Raw genomic sequence first — 17478 nt, forward strand, 5'->3', positions numbered from 1 at the left:
CCGTTATGCGGCGACGTCGGCGCTCTCTTCCTCGATTTTGAGCAGCCAGCCGGTGACCGCTTCCCAGTACTGCTGCTCCTTTTCCAGGTCCAGCAGGACCAGCGCGTTCTGGCTGAACCAGTCGTGCGGGAAGCTCAGCGTCCAGTGATGGTCGTCGGTTTTCAGCTTCAGCGTGGGCGGCGTGGTGGTCGCCTGACGCTGGTTATTGAGCAGCACGCCCAGACGCAGGAGCTGAATCAGCGGCAGGAACTGCTTTTTCTTAAACAGCGTGAAGCGCGGCAGGTCGTCGAGCTTGATGGCTTTGCGGTGATAGCGCACCAGGGTCGCCATCATGGTTTGCTGCTCCTGGTTGAAGCCAGGCAGATCGCTGTTTTGCAAAATATAGGCCGAATGGCGGTGCATCCCGCTATGGTTGATGTTCAGCCCCACCTCGTGCAGCATCGCGGCCCATTTCAGCAGCGCGGCAAGCTGCGGGTGCGCCAGCTTCGGATTCTGCTCTTCCCACTGTTCATACATCTGCACCGTGGTGTCCAGCACACGCTTCGCCTGCTCGCGGTCGATGTTGTACTGGTTGGCCAGGCTTTGCGCGGTGCGGCTGCGAATATCCTGATGGCGGAAGCGGCCTTCCATTTCGTACAGCACGCCTTCGCGCAGCGCGCCGTCGGACAGGCGCAGCTCTTTAATGGCCAGCGCATCAAACACGCCGCAGAGAATGGCCAGCCCCGGCACGAAGACCGCCTTACGCTCGTCGGAAAGCCCCGGCAGGCTTAAGGCGTCAAAACTTTTATGCTTCAGCACTTCGTCGGTCAGCAGCGTCAGGCGTTCGGGCGTGATGAACCCATCTTTTTCACCCATTGCCAGCAGCACTTCATGCGCCGCCTTGATGGTGCCCGACGCGCCCAGCGCCACGTTCCAGCCCTGAATACGGTACTGCCAGGCCAGGTTTTCCAGCTTCTGGACTGCCGCCATACGTGCACGCTGGAAGTTCTCGCGGGTGATGGTGCCGCCCGGGAAATACATCTGCGCGAAGCTGACGCAGCCCATACGGCGGCTTTCCACCAGGCGAGGCTCAAAGTCTTCGCCGATCACCAGCTCTGTAGAACCGCCGCCGATGTCGATCACCAGCTTGCGCCCTTTTTCCGGCTGGGTGTGCTCGACGCCCATGAAAATCAGACGCGCTTCCTCGTTACCGGAGATGATCTCAATCGGGTAGGGGATCACCTTTTCGGCCCGCTTGAGAAACTCTGGCGCATTCAGCGCCTGGCGCAGGGTGTGGGTGCCCACGATGCATACGCTGGAGGGCGAGAAGCCCTGCAGGCGTTCAGCAAACAGCGACAGGCAGTTTAACCCGCGCTCCATCGCCTCTTCGCTGAGCATGCTGCGTTCATCAAGGCCATCCGCCAGGTGTACGCGCTGCTTCAGACGACCGATGATCTGCAGCGCGCCATCCACCTCACGGGCGATGACCATGTGGAAACTGTTAGAGCCAAGATCGACCGCGGCGAATTCCTGCGGGCGTGGGGTCTTATCATTTATCGGCATAGGTTAATCGGGTTGCTCGAGTGATTTGATATAGTCGTAAATCGCCAGTTGCGACCGCACTTTACGGCGGTTGCCGCGCGGTACATAGCGGTTACTGAGTTCTTTGTCGATATAGCGCGCCTTCACCGTATCGCTGAACAGGATCTCGATAATGTCGAGAATACGCTGTTTCAGACGCGGATCCAGCAGCGGGGTTGCGACTTCAATTCGGTAATCAATATTGCGCGTCATCCAGTCTGCCGAAGAGAGATAGACCTTTTTGTCGCCTGCATTATCGAAAATATAGACCCGATCGTGTTCCAGGTAACGGTCAACAATGCTGATCACCCGAATATTGTCGCTGATGCCTTCCAGTTCCGGGATCAGCGAGCACATCCCGCGGATCAGCAGGTTAACCGGTACGCCAGAGCTGGACGCGGCGTACAGCCTGTCCACCAGTCCTTTGTCGACCAGATTGTTAAGCTTGAGGGTGATGCCGGACGACAGCCCTTTCTGGGCATTGGCAATCTCTTTATCAATCATATCGTACAGCAGACGGCGCGAGTTCTGCGGCGAGACCAGCAGATAGTCGAAGCTGACAGGGCGGTACGGGTTCTCAATGAAGTTAAAGACCCGGCGTACCTCGTTGGTGATGCGCGCATCGGCGGTCAGCAGCGAGTAGTCGGTATAAATTCGCGCCGTTTTCTCGTTAAAGTTCCCGGTACCGATGTGGGCATAGCGCACCACGTCGTCGCCCTCTTTACGGGAGATCAGGAACAGCTTGGCGTGAATTTTCAGACCCGGCGCGGAGAAGATCACGTGCACGCCCGCTTCCGTCAGACGGCGCGCCCAGTGAATGTTCGCCTCTTCGTCGAAGCGCGCCTGCAGCTCAACCACCACGGTCACTTTTTTGCCGTTGTGCGCGGCGTGGATCATCGCATCGATGATGCGGGAATCTTTTGCCACGCGGTAGATGTTGATTTTGATCGCCAGCACGCTCGGGTCGAACGAGGCCTGTCGCAGCAGCTCCAGCACGTGTTCAAACGTGTGATACGGATAGTAGAGCAGAACATCGCGCTCGCGAATGGCGTCGAACCCGTTGCGGAATTTATCAAACCACAGATGGCGCAGGCGCGGCAGCGGCTTGTTCACCAGATTGGCCTTGCCGACGTTCGGGAAGCCAATGAAGTCTTTAAAGTTGTGGTAACGGCCGCCCGGCACGATGGAGTCATAGCGCGAAATGGTCAGCTTCTCGCGCAGCATTTCTACCATGGCGTCCGGCATATCGCGCTGATAAACAAAGCGCACCGGCTCGGCCGTCAGGCGTTGTTTCAGGCTGGAGGACATCAGCTCCATCAGGCTGGCCTCCATCTCGTGCACCAGGTCATATTCGGCGTCACGGGTCATCTTCATCGAGTAGGCGTTTAACGCATCGTAATCGAAGAAGCCTTTGAAAATGTCGTCGAGACAGTAGCGCAGGATGTTATCCAGCAGGATCATCGGCTTACGTCTGCGCGGGGTTTCCGGCGGCAGGTTCACGAAGCGCGGGACCTTGTCGGACGGGATCTCCAGCAGCGCGTAGCGAATGGATTCACCGCGAATAATTTCTACGGCCAGATAGGTGTAGTCATCTTTCAGGAACTGCACCAGATCGGTTTCGCGGTTGATGAGAATCGGGGTAATGTGCTGGCGCAGGTACTGTTTAAAATAGTGGCGCAGCCAGTTTTGTTGGTTAACGGAAAGCTGACGTTCGTTAATCAGGAAGATTTGATTGCGCGCCATCTCCAGCAGCAGTTCGTTATACAGGCCGTCAAATTCCTGATCGGCTTTCAACACGCGGGACTGGATTTTGCCCAGCAGATGCCGCGAGTGAGAGTTTAAGCCCTGTTCTTCACTGATGATGATCCGTCTTTTCAGCTCGGCAAAGCGAACCTTGTAGAACTCATCCAGGTTGTTGGAATAGATGCCCAAAAAACGCATGCGTTCGATCAGCGGGTTACTTTTGTCAGCCGCTTCCTGGAGTACACGTTCGTTAAATGCTAACCAGCTTAGCTCTTTCTCGATATATAACTTTTCCTGACCCATTACAGCTCACACTCCAGTTCAATCACAGGACGTGGTAAATCCGTCTCGTCCTTATTATGGCGAGCATTTCCACGATATGTCCAACAGTGCCAGAAAAGTATGACAGTTATTTTTTTTGTTGGGGAATTTAGAAGGTTGGAGAAGGGAATATCGGGTAATGCAAGGTAGATGTCGGGTAAGCGCGGCGCCACCCGACATAACAAACTACTCTTCCGCCGCATGGCCCTGCGGGGGTAACTTCACGCCATCCAGCCAGGCAGCGCCGTCGCGCATTTCGAGGCGCCCGTCGACAAACCAGCTTACCACCAGCGGGTAAATGGCGTGTTCCTGGGTCTGCACGCGTTCGGTCACATCTTCTTCGCTGTCGCCGGCAAAGACCGGGACTTTGGCCTGGAGGATCACCGGACCGCCGTCCAGCTCGTCGGTAACGAAATGCACGGAGGTGCCGTGCTCCTCATCGCCGTTTTCCAGAACCTGACGATGGGTGTGCAGGCCGGGATATTTCGGCAGAAGAGAAGGGTGAATATTCAGCAGACGTCCGGCGTAGTGCGCAACAAAAGCTGGGCTCAGAATGCGCATATAGCCCGCCAGCACCACGACGTCCGGTGCGTAGGCATCAATCTCCTGAACCAGCTCGCGGTCAAAGGCTTCACGCCCGGCGAACTGGCTGGCTTCCAGCGCGTGCGCGGGAATGTTCGCTTCCCGCGCGCGCTCAAGGCCGAACGCGTCGGCCTTGTTGCTGAATACTGCCCGAATGGTGCCGTTGATTTTCTTCTGTTTGCAGGCGTCTATAATGGCCTGCAAATTGCTTCCGTTGCCGGAAATGAGCACCACGATGTTTTTCATTCAATGACCACACGCTGTTCGGAATCGGAGGCTTTAATCGTACCGATTTTCCACGCGTTTTCACCTTTTTCGGTCAGCAGTTTAACCGCTTTATCCGCTTCGCTTGCCGGCAGGGCGATAACCATGCCCACGCCGCAGTTAAAGGTGCGGTACATTTCGTGAGAGCTCACGTTGCCTGCGGTCTGCAGCCAGTTAAAGACGGCCGGCCACTGCCATGAGGATTCGTCGATCACCGCCTGGGTGTTGTCCGGCAGGACGCGCGGGATGTTTTCCCAGAAGCCGCCGCCGGTCAGGTGGGCGATAGCGTGCACGTCAACGTTCTCAATCAGTTCCAGCACGTTCTTCACGTAAATACGGGTTGGGGCCAGCAGGTGGTCGGCCAGCGGTTTGCCGTCCAGCTCGGTGGTCAGCGGGTCGCAGCCGCTCACTTCGAGGATTTTACGCACCAGAGAGTAACCGTTAGAGTGCGGGCCGCTGGAGGCCAGTGCGATCAGCACATCGCCATCGGCCACTTTGCTGCCGTCGATAATTTCTGATTTTTCTACTACGCCGACGCAGAAGCCCGCGACGTCATAATCTTCGCCGTGGTACATGCCCGGCATTTCAGCGGTTTCACCGCCAACCAGCGCACAGCCGGACTGCAGACAGCCTTCGGCGATACCGTTAATGACGCTGGCTGCGGTATCCACATCCAGTTTGCCGGTCGCGTAGTAATCGAGGAAGAACAGAGGCTCTGCGCCCTGAACCACCAGGTCGTTCACACACATCGCGACCAGATCGATACCGATCGTGTCGTGACGTTTTAAATCCATCGCCAGGCGCAGCTTGGTGCCTACACCGTCAGTACCCGAGACCAGAACAGGTTCACGATATTTTTGCGGCAGCGCGCACAGTGCGCCGAATCCACCCAGACCACCCATCACTTCCGGGCGGCGGGTTTTTTTCACCACACCTTTGATTCGGTCAACCAGCGCATTACCTGCGTCAATATCAACACCGGCATCTTTGTAGCTGAGAGAAGTTTTGTTGGTCACGGCTCAAGTCCCCACGCGATTGCATAGCTAGTAAGAAAAATCGGCGCAATTCTAACAGTCCAGGCAAACGTTTGCGAGCCTATTCTCGGTGCGGGGATCTTTTTTTCTCTCTGGCTTATGCAGGGCGACAAACTTGACTCTGTTCACGAAAATGAAACCGGTTTCGGCGTTCTGCTTGCAACGGCTATCCCCTTTGCACATCATCGAACTGAAACCGGTTTCTGTAATTGTTTTTGCAGAAAATAACGCAGAATGAGGGAAAGCAAATGTCAGGATTTAAAGCAGGTTTTCTGTGGGGTGGTGCCGTTGCGGCGCATCAGCTTGAGGGCGGCTGGAAAGAGGGCGGCAAGGGCGTTAGCGTTGCCGATGTGATGACGGCGGGCGCGCACGGCGTACCGCGCGAAATCACCAACGGCGTGCTTGAGGGGAAAAATTACCCTAACCATAAAGCCATCGATTTCTACCACCGCTATAAAGAAGACATCAAACTCTTTGCCGAGATGGGGTTCAAATGCTTCCGTACCTCCATCGCCTGGACGCGTATCTTCCCGAAAGGTGACGAGCTTGAGCCGAACGAGGCCGGTCTGAAATTCTATGACGATCTGTTCGACGAGTGCCTGAAGTACGGCATCGAACCGGTTATTACGCTTTCCCACTTCGAGATGCCTTTCCACCTGGTCACGGAATACGGCGGCTGGCGCAACCGTAAGCTGATCGACTTCTTCGTTCGTTTTGCGAAAGTGGTTTTCCAGCGCTATCAGCATAAAGTGAAGTACTGGATGACCTTTAACGAGATCAACAACCAGGCCAACTTCCATGAAGATTTTGCGCCGTTTACCAACTCCGGGCTGAAGTACGCGCCGGGTGAAGATCGTGAGCCGGTGATGTTCCAGGCCGCGCACTATGAACTGGTGGCCAGCGCCCTGGCGGTGAAGGCGGGGCGCGAGATTAACCCGTCCCTGCAGATCGGCTGCATGATTGCCATGTGCCCCATCTACCCGCTGACCTGCGCGCCGGACGACATGATGATGGCGATGAACGCCATGCACCGCCGCTACTGGTTCACCGACGTCCATGTGCGCGGCAAGTATCCGCAGCATCTGCTCAACTACTTTGAACGTCGCGGCTTCGCGCTGGATATCGCCGAAGAGGATAAAGTCGCGCTGACGCAGGGCTGCGTGGATTACATCGGGTTTAGCTATTATATGTCCTTCGCCACCAAGGCGACGGCGGACAACCCGCAGCTGGACTATGACGAGAGCAAGAGCCTGGTCTCTAACCCGTACGTGCAGAAATCTGACTGGGGCTGGCAGATTGACCCGGTGGGGCTGCGCTACTCCCTCAACTGGTTCTGGGATCACTACCAGCTGCCGCTGTTTATCGTTGAAAACGGCTTTGGCGCAATCGACGTGCAGGAGAGCGACGGCACGGTGAACGACCAGTACCGTATTGATTACCTCGCCGCCCACATCCGCGAGATGAAAAAAGCGGTGGTGGAAGATGGCGTAGACCTGATGGGTTACACCCCGTGGGGCTGTATCGACCTCGTATCTGCCGGTACCGGTGAAATGAAAAAACGCTACGGCTTTATCTTTGTCGATAAAGACAATGAAGGCAACGGCACGCTGAACCGCAGCAAGAAAAAGTCGTTCGACTGGTATAAGCAGGTGATTGCGAGCAACGGGGAGCAGCTATAATTGCCCGGTGGCGCTGCGCTTACCGGGCCTACGGGATGTGTAGGCCGGGTAAGCGTTAGCGCCACCCGGCAGAACCCCGCACCCAAGCCGGAGCCCAGCCTCTGGCTTTTTTGTTTTTGATTGATGTACATCAAGCAACATGGGTATGGCCTAATCCGAAAAAAGCGGTATAATCCCGCGATTTTTTTGCGGATGCCATTCAGAGGAGAAAGAGAATGAAGATTGTGGAAGTGAAACACCCACTCGTTAAACACAAGTTGGGCCTGATGCGTGAGCATGACATCAGCACGAAGCGTTTTCGCGAACTGGCCTCTGAAGTCGGCAGCCTGCTGACCTACGAAGCGACCTCCGATCTGGAAACGGAAAAAGTCACCATCGAAGGCTGGAACGGTCCGGTACAGGTTGAGCAGATCAAAGGTAAGAAAATTACCGTTGTGCCAATCCTGCGTGCCGGTCTCGGCATGATGGAAGGCGTGCTGGAGCATGTGCCAAGCGCGCGCATCAGCGTGGTGGGGATCTACCGTAACGAAGAAACCCTCGAGCCGGTTCCTTACTTCCAGAAGCTGGTGTCCAACATCGACGAGCGTATGGCGCTGGTGGTTGACCCGATGCTGGCAACCGGCGGTTCAATGATTGCCACTATCGACCTGCTGAAAAAAGCGGGCTGCAGCAGCATTAAAGTGCTGGTGCTGGTTGCGGCACCAGAAGGGATCGCGGCACTGGAAAAAGCGCACCCGGACGTTGAGCTGTATACCGCCTCTATCGACCAGGGCCTGAACGAGCACGGGTACATCATCCCGGGGCTCGGCGATGCCGGCGATAAGATCTTTGGTACGAAATAATCGAATAACGATAAATAAGCCGACTTTGATAGTCGGCTTTTTTTTGAATAAAACACCAACAACGATACTACTCAGAGGAAAACACTATGACGCGCCGTGCTATCGGGGTGAGTGAAAGACCGCCGCTTTTACAGACTATCCCGCTTAGTTTGCAGCACCTGTTCGCCATGTTTGGCGCAACCGTGCTGGTGCCAATCCTGTTCCACATTAACCCGGCAACCGTGCTGCTGTTCAACGGCATTGGTACGCTGCTGTACCTTTTTATCTGTAAAGGCAAAATCCCGGCGTATCTCGGGTCGAGCTTCGCCTTTATCTCTCCGGTGTTATTGTTGCTGCCGCTGGGTTATGAGGTCGCGCTGGGCGGCTTTATCATGTGTGGCGTGCTGTTCTGCCTGGTTTCCTTCATCGTGAAGAAAGCCGGTACCGGCTGGCTGGACGTGATGTTCCCCCCTGCGGCGATGGGCGCCATCGTGGCCGTCATCGGTCTTGAGCTGGCGGGCGTGGCGGCGAACATGGCCGGCCTGCTACCAGCAGACGGCCAGTCGCCGGATTCCAAAACCATTATCATCTCGCTGGTGACCCTGGGCGTAACGGTCTTTGGCTCCGTGCTGTTCCGCGGCTTTATGGCGATTATCCCGATCCTGATCGGCGTGCTGGCGGGCTATGCGCTCTCCTTTATGATGGGCGTGGTGGATACCACCCCGATCGCGCAGGCGCACTGGTTCGCGCTGCCTACCTTCTATACGCCGCGCTTCGAATGGTTTGCGATTTTCACCATTCTGCCTGCGGCGCTGGTGGTGATTGCAGAGCACGTCGGCCACCTGGTGGTGACGGCAAACATTGTCAAACGTGACCTGATCCGCGACCCGGGCCTGCACCGTTCCATGTTTGCGAACGGTTTCTCCACCATCATTTCCGGTTTCTTTGGATCTACGCCAAATACCACCTACGGTGAAAATATCGGCGTGATGGCGATTACCCGCGTCTACAGTACCTGGGTTATCGGCGGCGCGGCGATCATCGCCATTCTGCTCTCCTGCGTCGGCAAGCTGGCGGCAGCGATTCAGATCATCCCGGTGCCGGTGATGGGCGGCGTTTCTCTGCTGCTGTACGGGGTCATCGGTGCCTCCGGTATTCGCGTGCTGATTGAATCCAAAGTGGATTACAGCAAAGCGCAGAACCTGATCCTGACGTCGGTGATCCTGATTATCGGCGTGAGCGGCGCGAAGGTGCACATCGGGGCGGCCGAGCTGAAAGGCATGGCGCTGGCGACCATCGTCGGCGTGGGCTTGAGCCTCATTTTCAAGCTGATCTCCGTGATCCGCCCGGAAGAGGTGGTGCTGGACGCTGACGAAAGCGAAAAAGCGTCACAGTGATCCTTTAACCGGGCGGACGATCCGCCCGGTTCTCTCCTTGCAGGTTCCGTGTTAAACTCCATGCCGATTTTATGTCAGATCTGGTTGAGGTACTTCTGAACGGACCGGCACAGCTCTCTCTGCCACTCTATCTCCCTGACGACGAAACGTTTGCAAGTTTCTGGCCGGGTGATAACCCCTCTTTACTGGCTGCACTGCAAAACGTGCTGCGTCAGGAACACAGCGGATACATCTATATCTGGTCACGCGAAGGTGCGGGGCGCAGCCATCTCCTGCATGCCGCCTGTGCGGAGCTTTCGGCGCGCGGTGATGCGGTAGGCTACGTGCCGCTGGATAAACGAACCTGGTTCGTGCCTGAGGTGCTGGAGGGGATGGAACATCTCTCCCTGGTCTGCATCGATAACATCGAATGCGTGGCGGGGGATGAGCCGTGGGAAATGGCGATCTTTAACCTCTACAACCGCATTCTGGAATCGGGCAAAACCCGGCTGCTGATCACTGGCGATCGCCCACCTCGACAGCTGAATCTGGGCCTGCCGGATCTGGCGTCTCGCCTGGACTGGGGACAAATCTACAAGCTCCAGCCGCTGTCGGATGAAGATAAGCTTCAGGCGCTACAGCTGCGTGCGAAGCAGCGTGGGTTTGAGCTGCCGGAAGACGTGGGCCGTTTCCTGCTGAAGCGGCTGGACCGCGAAATGCGCACGCTGTTCGACACGCTGGATCAGCTCGATCGCGCCTCGATTACCGCCCAGCGCAAGCTGACCATTCCGTTTGTGAAAGATATTCTGAAGTTATAGTTGTGCCGGGTGGCGGCTGCGCCTTACCCGGCCTACATATGGCACCCGTAGGCCCGGTAAGCGCAGCGCCACCGGGCGAAACCATCAGAGGATCTCAAGCACGTCTTCCGGCGGGCGTCCAATGCGCGCCTGGCCGTTCGCCACCACAATCGGGCGCTCAATCAGCTTTGGATTTTCAACCATCGCCTGTATCAGCTGCTCCTCGGAGAGACGGTCGTCATTCAGGTTAAGCGACGTATACAGATCTTCTTTCTTGCGCATCAGATCCCGTGCACTGCCCATGCCCAGCATATGCAGCAGCTGGCGGAGGGTTTGCGCGTCCGGTGGGGTGTCGAGGTACAGCACCACCTCCGGCTCCACGCCGTTAGACTTCAGCAGGCTCAGGGTATCGCGGCTCTTGGAGCAGCGCGGGTTGTGATAAATTTTTACGGCGTCTGTCATGACGTGAATTCTCCTTGATTACATCTTCTCGTACGGCTTGAAGCGCTGCTGCAGGCCGCGAAGCTGATCGATACGCGCGTCGTATCGGGCCTGCTGGAGGCTGCCGAGTTTGACCTGCGAGCTGGCGCTGCTGAGCGCGGAAATGGCCTGATCGAGGCGCCCCACCAGGGCAAAGCCTTCGGCACGCGCCGCGAGCTCCTGGTCGCGGTTGCCAAGCTGGGCTTCCGCCTGAGCGAGCAGATCCCAGCCGTTTTGATCGTCTTTATTGTTAAAGGTGTAACGGTTCAGGATGGTCGCCGCTTCACCCGGCTGGCCGCCCTGCAGGTAAGCGTTCGCCAGGTTAAGCTGCAGCACCGGGTTGGTGCGGACGTCTTTCGCCCCTTTCAGGCGGTTAATCGCATCGGCAGGCTTCTTCTGCCCCAGATCGATATCCGTCGACAGATCGAGGTACCACGGGTTGTTCGGGTCGGCAGCCAGAAGCGGTTGCAGCGCTTTACGCGCCTCGTCGTATTTGCTGGCTTCCATCGCCTGGAGCGCCTGACCATACTGCGCGGCGTTTTTCTCACGCACGTTGCCTTTCGCCAGGGCATCCAGCAGGTCGCTGGTGAGCTGGTTACGCCCGGAATTGTACATCCCCAGCGTTCTCACTTTCGCCATGTAGAAATCCTGCGAAGACTGGACCACGACCGGGCGCATCTGGTTGGCACGGTTACGCGCGTCCGACAGACGGCTTTCAGGCAGCGGGTGCGTGAGCAAAATTTCCGGTGGACGGGAAGAATAACGCGCCTGATCGAGCAGTTTTTCGAGGAAGCTCGGCATGGCCTGCGGGTCAAAGCCTGAGCGCTGTAACACCTGAATGCCGATACGGTCCGCTTCCTGTTCGTTTTGTTGGGTAAAGCTGATCATCCCCTGGCGCGTTCCGGCCAGCGTACCGGTCAGCGCCGCCATCCCGGCCTGCGGGCTGGCCATCGCCAGCAGAATGGAACCCAGTGCGCCCACCCAGGTGAGGGGAGCGTTACGTTTCTGGTCTTCCATCGCACGCGCCAGGTGCCGCTGGGTGACGTGCGAAATTTCGTGCGCCATGACCGAGGCCAGCTGGCTTTCGTTGTCCGAATAACGGAATAACGCCGAATGCAGCACCACGTTACCGCCAAAGAAGGCGAAGGCGTTGATTTCGTCATTATTGATTAAATAAAAATGGAAGGGGGTTTTTACCGAGTCGGCGTGCGCCACCAGACGCATGCCCAGCCCGTTTATGTACTGTACCAGCAAAGGGTCGTTAATCAGCGGGGCGCTGCCGCGCAGCTGGCGGACATAGTAGTCGCCCATTTGCATCTCTTGCCCAATAGAGAGCGTGCTTCCTGCCGTGGTGCCCATGTCCGGCAATGTATCGGACGAGTCAGCAAAAGCGGGCAACACCTGACCGACCGTCACCGCGGCAATCAGTGTTGCAACCAGTGTTTTTCTCAACTGCCTGAACATAACCACTGTCCTGTATGTTAGATGTGCTAGTTTGACCGATGAACCGGCATATCGTTCATCTCTGCTGCCCTGCGAGTGTAGCCGTGTTGTAGCATGAAGAAAATCCCATTCATCAGGCTTTTGCGGATTGCGATCGGGATACAAAAAGCGAAAGTCTTTTTTGTGACAGTTAGATACAATTCACCGTCTCACTCCCGCCATTCGATTCAGGGAAGGGTTGTATGCTCGAAATGTTAATGCAGTGGTACCGGCGTCGGTTCAGCGACCCGGAAGCCATTGCTTTGTTGGTTATTCTGGTCGCCGGGTTCGGTATCCTGTTCTTCTTCAGCGGTCTGCTCGCCCCTTTGCTGGTAGCGATTGTGCTGGCGTACCTGCTGGAGTGGCCAACGGCGCGCCTGGAGAATATTGGGTGTTCCCGCCGCTGGGCGACCAGCATCGTGCTGGTGCTGTTTGTCGGCATCCTGCTGCTGATGGCCTTTGTGGTGATGCCGGTTGCCTGGCAACAGGGAATTAACCTGATCCGCGATATGCCCGGCATGCTGAATAAGCTTTCTGATTTCGCCGCCACGCTGCCGCGCCGTTATCCTGCGCTGATGGATGCCGGGATTATCGACGCGATGGCCGAAAACATGCGCGCCCGCATCATGACGATGGGCGATTCGGTGGTGAAGTACTCTCTGGCGTCCCTGGTCGGACTGCTGACGCTGGCGGTTTACCTTGTCCTCGTGCCGCTGATGGTCTTCTTCCTGGTGAAAGATAAAGACCAGATGCTCAACGCCGTACGCCGTATTCTGCCGCGCAACCGCGGGCTGGCGGGGCAGGTCTGGGAAGAGATGAACCAGCAGATCACCAACTACATACGCGGCAAGGTGCTGGAGATGATTGTGGTGGGGGGCGCCACCTGGATTGGCTTCCTGATTTTCGGCCTGAACTACTCGCTGCTGCTGGCCGTGCTGGTCGGATTTTCGGTTTTGATCCCCTATATCGGCGCGTTTGTGGTAACCATTCCGGTGGTTGGCGTGGCGTTGTTCCAGTTTGGGCTGGGTACCGAGTTCTGGAGCTGCTTCGCGGTGTATCTGATTATTCAGGGGCTGGACGGTAACCTGCTTGTACCGGTGCTGTTCTCCGAAGCGGTGAACCTGCATCCGCTGGTGATTATCTTATCGGTGGTGATTTTCGGCGGGCTGTGGGGATTCTGGGGCGTGTTCTTCGCCATTCCGCTGGCAACGCTGATTAAAGCGGTCGTCCACGCGTGGCCGGATGTGCCGGCGGTAGAAGAGCAGTAAGTTTTGCCGGGTGGCGCTGCGCTTACCCGGCCTATTTATCCTTGTAGGTCGGGTAAGGCGAAGCCGCCACCCGACACTCACTTTCAGGCACTTTCTTTCAGCCAGTTCAACACCACGTCGTGGTGGTTGCTGGTTTTGAAGTCGTCAAACACGTGTTCAACTTTACCGTCGGCGTCAATCAGGAAGCTGATGCGGTGAATACCGTCGTAGGTTTTACCCATAAACGTCTTCTCGCCCCAGACGCCGAACTGCTCGCATACCTGATGATCTTCGTCAGAAAGCAGCGTGAAGTTCAGCAGCTCTTTTTCAGCAAATCGTGACAGCTTTTCTGGTTTATCGGTGCTGATACCCAGCACTTCCACGCCGACTTTTTTCAACTCATCCATGTTATCGCGTAAGCCGCAGGCCTGTACGGTGCAGCCGGGGGTCATGGCTTTCGGGTAGAAATAGACCAGAACACGCTGTCCCTGGAAGTCGGTCAAATTTACTTGCTCGCCGTCTTGATCCGGTAAGCTAAATTTCGGTGCGATGTCACCGGCTTTCAGTGGATTCATTACTCAACTCCATCCTGTTCGTGCTGCGAATAATTGACGACGCTTATACTGCCCTGCGCGTTTAATTCTGTACAGAGGGCTTTGAACGCTTGCTCGATATTTGACGCATCCTGTGACGCAGGACTGTGCGCGGTAATTTGAATAAAGAGCGTGGGAACCGTGCTTGCGTCGCCCGGCTGTGTGCGGGAAACGAGCTCGGCGATGTTCATCTGATGGCTGTCAAACAGCGCGGTGAAGCGCTCTATCAGATGTGGAGAATCAGGCACTTCAACCTGCACCCAGACGGTAGCGGGCATGGCCGGGCGAGGGCGCGCGGTGGTGCGCTTCATGACGATCAGCAAATCCAGCTCGGCACCTTTCAGCGGCAGGGTCGATTCAATCAACGTGATGGCGTTCCATGTCCCTGAAAGCAACATAATGAATGTGAACTCTTCGCCGAGCATGGCCAAACGGCTGTCTTCAATATTACAGCCGCAACTGCTTACGTGGCGGGTGATGGTGTTCACGATACCCGGCCTGTCGGCACCCAGCGCAGTGATAACCAGGTAATGTTGTGATGAGGTTGTCAAACCTGTTCTTCCTTTGCATGGTTAAGTCTTCCTAAGGAAAGCATAAAAAAAACATGCATACAACCGCCTGAGGCCCTCAGGTCGCTTGCTTTTATTACAGTTCCAAACGTACCATTGAGACTCTTGTTCGCACAGAGGATGGCTCATGTTCACGGGAAGTATTGTCGCGCTTGTAACACCGATGGATGAAAAAGGTAACGTCTGCCGGTCTAGCATGAAGAAGCTGATTGATTACCATGTCGCCAATGGAACCTCGGCGATCGTTTCGGTAGGGACTACCGGTGAATCTGCAACGCTGAGCCACGACGAGCACGGCGATGTGGTTATGCTGACCCTGGAACTGGCTGACGGACGTATTCCGGTCATCGCGGGCACAGGCGCGAATGCCACCGCAGAAGCGATCAGCCTGACTAAACGTTTTAACGACAGCGGCATTGTCGGCTGTCTGACGGTGACCCCTTACTACAACCGTCCTACTCAGGAAGGTTTGTTCCAGCACTTCAAAGCCATCGCTGAACATACTGACTTGCCACAAATTCTGTATAATGTGCCGTCCCGTACCGGTTGCGATATGCTGCCGGAAACCGTTGGTCGTCTCTCGGAAGTCAAAAATATTATCGGTATTAAAGAGGCGACAGGGAACTTAAGCCGCGTTCATCAGATCAAAGAGCTGGTTTCAGACGACTTTATCCTGTTGAGCGGTGATGATGCGACCGCGCTGGACTTTATGCAGCTCGGTGGCCATGGCGTGATCTCCGTAACGGCAAACGTTGCGGCGCGCGATATGGCTGAAATGTGCAAACTGGCCGCGGCCGGTCACTTTGATGAAGCGCGTGTCATAAATCAGCGTCTGATGCCGCTGCACAATAAATTATTTGTCGAACCCAATCCGATCCCAGTGAAATGGGCATGTAAGGAGTTGGGGCTTGTAGCAACCGACACGCTGCGTCTGCCAATGACACCGATTACCGACCACGGTCGTGATATCGTCAGGGCAGCGCTGAAGCATGCCGGTTTGCTGTAAAGTTTAGGGAGATTTGATGGCTTATTCAGTACAGAAGTCGCGCCTGGCGAAGGTTGCGAGTGTTTCGCTTGTTATGCTGCTCGCTGCCTGTAGTTCAGACTCGCGCTACAAGCGCCAGGTGAGCGGTGATGAATCCTATCTGGATGCGACCCCGCTTGCTGAACTTCACGCACCGGCTGGTATGATCCTGCCGATTCAGAACGGCGATTATAATATTCCCGTGACCAACGGCAGCGGCCTGGTCGGTAAAGCGCTTGATATTCGTCCACCAGCACAGCCTCTGGCGCTGGTGAGCGGGGCGCGTACCCAGTTCACCGGTGATACGGCGTCTCTGATGGTTGAGAGCGCGCGCGGTAGCACCCTGTGGCCGCAGGTTGTCAGCGTCATTCAGGCGAAGAACTACACCATCGATAAACGCGATGATGCCAGCCAGACGTTAACCACCGACTGGATCGAATGGAACCGTCTGGATGAATACCAGCAGTACCGCGGTCGTTATCAAGTCTCCGTTAAACCACAGGGTTATCAGCAGGCGGTTAACGTTAAGCTGTTGAACCTGGAGCAGGCGGGTAAACCGGTTGCGGATGCCGCATCCCTGCAGCGTTACAGCACCGAAATGCTGAACGTGATTGCCGCAGGCCTGGATAAAAACGCGACCGATGCTGCCAACGCCGCGCAGAGCCGCAACGGTGTGACCTTCGATGTCCAGAGCGGCGCGGATGACACCGGCCTGCCAATGCTGGTGGTGCGTGCACCGTTTAACCAGACCTGGCAGCGTCTGCCAGCGACGCTGGAAAAAGTGGGCATGAAAGTGACCGACAGCACCCGCTCAACCGGCAGCATGACGGCAACCTATAAGCCGCTCTCCGACAGCGCGTGGCAGGAACTGGGCGCGAAAGATCCTCAGCTTGCCTCCGGTGACTACAAGATTCAGGTCGGTGACCTTGATAACCGCAGTAGCCTGCAGTTTATCGATCCAAAAGGTCACACGCTGACCCAGTCGCAGAACGATGCGCTGGTCGCTGTCTTCCAGGCAGCATTCAGCAAATAAATACGAGGGCTGGTGAATCCAGCCCTTTTTATTTTCGTGCTACGCAAACGTGTGCGTGGCATAATATCCCCAGTTTTGAACACAAATCATCACACCAGGAGTAATGAAGATGCAGAAGCAAGCTGAGTTGTATCGTGGCAAAGCGAAGACCGTATACAGCACGGAAAACCCGGATCTGTTGGTGCTCGAGTTCCGCAATGATACGTCAGCAGGGGATGGCGCGCGCATTGAGCAGTTCGATCGTAAAGGCATGGTGAACAACAAGTTCAACCACTTCATTATGACCAAACTGGCCGAAGCGGGTATCCCGACTCAGATGGAAGCGTTGCTGTCCGATACGGAATGTCTGGTGAAAAAACTGGATATGGTTCCGGTTGAGTGCGTTATTCGTAACCGTGCGGCGGGCTCCCTGGTGAAGCGTCTGGGCATTGAAGAAGGTATCGAACTGAATCCACCGCTGTTCGATCTGTTCCTGAAAAACGACGCCATGCACGACCCGATGGTCAATGATTCCTACTGCGAAACCTTCGGCTGGGTGAACAAAGAGAACCTGGCGCGCATGAAAGAACTGACCTACAAAGCCAACGACGTGCTGAAAAAATTGTTTGATGACGCGGGCCTGATCCTCGTCGACTTTAAGCTGGAGTTTGGTCTGTTCAAAGGCGAAGTGGTGCTGGGCGATGAGTTCTCACCGGACGGTAGCCGCCTGTGGGACAAAGAAACCCTGGATAAAATGGACAAAGACCGTTTCCGTCAGAGCCTGGGTGGCCTGATTGAAGCGTATGAAGCGGTTGCTCACCGTTTAGGCGTTAAGCTCGACTAACTCCCTCACTTGCCAAAGGATGTTCGCATCCTTTGGCGTCTTACCTTTGT

16 protein-coding genes are annotated in these 17478 nt (G+C 56.1%); 8 read left to right on the forward strand and 8 right to left on the reverse strand.

Annotated elements, in window-relative coordinates; genetic code table 11:
* Positions 1-3: 3 nt before the first annotated feature.
* From ppx to purM, 4 genes are all read right to left on the reverse strand, one after another.
* The gene (gene ppx / locus LLF79_RS00520) at positions 4-1542 is read right to left on the reverse strand and encodes an exopolyphosphatase (protein ID WP_008501646.1); all 1539 of its coding nucleotides are present in this window, start codon (positions 1540-1542) and stop codon (positions 4-6) included.
* Between the two features lie 3 nt (positions 1543-1545).
* Positions 1546-3606, reverse strand: coding sequence for a polyphosphate kinase 1 (ppk1, locus tag LLF79_RS00525; protein WP_227878989.1), 2061 nt, complete (start codon positions 3604-3606; stop codon positions 1546-1548).
* A 204-nt stretch (positions 3607-3810) separates the two neighbouring features.
* Positions 3811-4452, reverse strand: a complete 642-nt coding sequence (gene purN / locus LLF79_RS00530; RefSeq protein WP_023344654.1) for a phosphoribosylglycinamide formyltransferase — start codon at positions 4450-4452, stop codon at positions 3811-3813.
* On the reverse strand, positions 4449-5486 hold the full coding sequence (purM, locus tag LLF79_RS00535) for a phosphoribosylformylglycinamidine cyclo-ligase (protein WP_008501643.1): 1038 nt from the start codon (positions 5484-5486) through the stop codon (positions 4449-4451). The genes purN and purM overlap by 4 nt, the downstream gene beginning before the upstream one ends.
* Before the next feature lie 266 nt (positions 5487-5752).
* On the opposite strand from purM, the gene LLF79_RS00540 reads away from it, so the two are divergent.
* The 4 genes from LLF79_RS00540 to LLF79_RS00555 all read left to right on the forward strand — a co-directional run bounded on the left by LLF79_RS00540 (position 5753) and on the right by LLF79_RS00555 (position 10198).
* The gene (locus tag LLF79_RS00540; protein WP_227878990.1) at positions 5753-7183 is read left to right on the forward strand and encodes a 6-phospho-beta-glucosidase; all 1431 of its coding nucleotides are present in this window, start codon (positions 5753-5755) and stop codon (positions 7181-7183) included.
* A 215-nt stretch (positions 7184-7398) separates the two neighbouring features.
* Positions 7399-8025, forward strand: coding sequence for a uracil phosphoribosyltransferase (upp, locus tag LLF79_RS00545; protein ID WP_008501641.1), 627 nt, complete (start codon positions 7399-7401; stop codon positions 8023-8025).
* Between the two features lie 86 nt (positions 8026-8111).
* The gene (gene uraA / locus LLF79_RS00550; RefSeq protein ID WP_023294266.1) at positions 8112-9401 is read left to right on the forward strand and encodes a uracil permease; all 1290 of its coding nucleotides are present in this window, start codon (positions 8112-8114) and stop codon (positions 9399-9401) included.
* 95 nt (positions 9402-9496) lie between these two features.
* The gene (locus tag LLF79_RS00555; protein WP_166792068.1) at positions 9497-10198 is read left to right on the forward strand and encodes a DnaA inactivator Hda; all 702 of its coding nucleotides are present in this window, start codon (positions 9497-9499) and stop codon (positions 10196-10198) included.
* Positions 10199-10282: 84 nt separating this feature from the next.
* Here LLF79_RS00555 and arsC read toward each other — a convergent pair whose 3' ends face one another.
* The gene (arsC, locus tag LLF79_RS00560; protein WP_163341546.1) at positions 10283-10639 is read right to left on the reverse strand and encodes an arsenate reductase (glutaredoxin); all 357 of its coding nucleotides are present in this window, start codon (positions 10637-10639) and stop codon (positions 10283-10285) included.
* A gap of 18 nt (positions 10640-10657) precedes the next feature.
* Entirely contained in the window at positions 10658-12121 is a 1464-nt protein-coding gene (gene bepA, locus LLF79_RS00565; protein WP_021241809.1) for a beta-barrel assembly-enhancing protease, read from the reverse strand.
* A 221-nt stretch (positions 12122-12342) separates the two neighbouring features.
* On the opposite strand from bepA, the gene LLF79_RS00570 reads away from it, so the two are divergent.
* On the forward strand, positions 12343-13407 hold the full coding sequence (locus tag LLF79_RS00570) for an AI-2E family transporter (protein ID WP_025912790.1): 1065 nt from the start codon (positions 12343-12345) through the stop codon (positions 13405-13407).
* Positions 13408-13490: 83 nt separating this feature from the next.
* On the opposite strand, the gene bcp is transcribed toward LLF79_RS00570, so the two are convergent.
* Both bcp and LLF79_RS00580 read right to left on the reverse strand, forming a co-directional pair.
* Positions 13491-13961 carry a thioredoxin-dependent thiol peroxidase gene (bcp, locus tag LLF79_RS00575; RefSeq protein ID WP_008501635.1) on the reverse strand — a complete coding sequence of 157 codons (471 nt, stop codon included), beginning with the start codon at positions 13959-13961 and terminating at the stop codon, positions 13491-13493.
* Entirely contained in the window at positions 13961-14530 is a 570-nt protein-coding gene (locus LLF79_RS00580; RefSeq protein WP_008501634.1) for a glycine cleavage system transcriptional repressor, read from the reverse strand. Before LLF79_RS00580 ends, bcp begins: the two co-directional genes overlap by 1 nt.
* Before the next feature lie 145 nt (positions 14531-14675).
* Here LLF79_RS00580 and dapA point away from each other — a divergent pair, with 145 nt between their 5' ends.
* The 3 genes from dapA (at position 14676) to purC (ending at position 17428) form a co-directional block, all read left to right on the forward strand.
* Entirely contained in the window at positions 14676-15554 is an 879-nt protein-coding gene (gene dapA / locus LLF79_RS00585) for a 4-hydroxy-tetrahydrodipicolinate synthase (protein ID WP_008501633.1), read from the forward strand.
* Between the two features lie 16 nt (positions 15555-15570).
* A complete protein-coding gene (gene bamC, locus LLF79_RS00590; RefSeq protein WP_227878991.1) occupies positions 15571-16605 on the forward strand; it encodes an outer membrane protein assembly factor BamC in 1035 nt (344 codons plus the stop codon).
* A gap of 109 nt (positions 16606-16714) precedes the next feature.
* Positions 16715-17428 (forward strand): phosphoribosylaminoimidazolesuccinocarboxamide synthase, encoded by a 714-nt coding sequence (purC, locus tag LLF79_RS00595; RefSeq protein ID WP_008501631.1) that lies wholly within the window; start codon positions 16715-16717, stop codon positions 17426-17428.
* Positions 17429-17478: the final 50 nt, after the last annotated feature.

This window comes from Enterobacter cloacae complex sp. 2021EL-01169 (assembly GCF_020733125.1).
In the GTDB taxonomy this organism is placed as follows: Bacteria; Pseudomonadota; Gammaproteobacteria; order Enterobacterales; family Enterobacteriaceae; genus Enterobacter; species Enterobacter roggenkampii.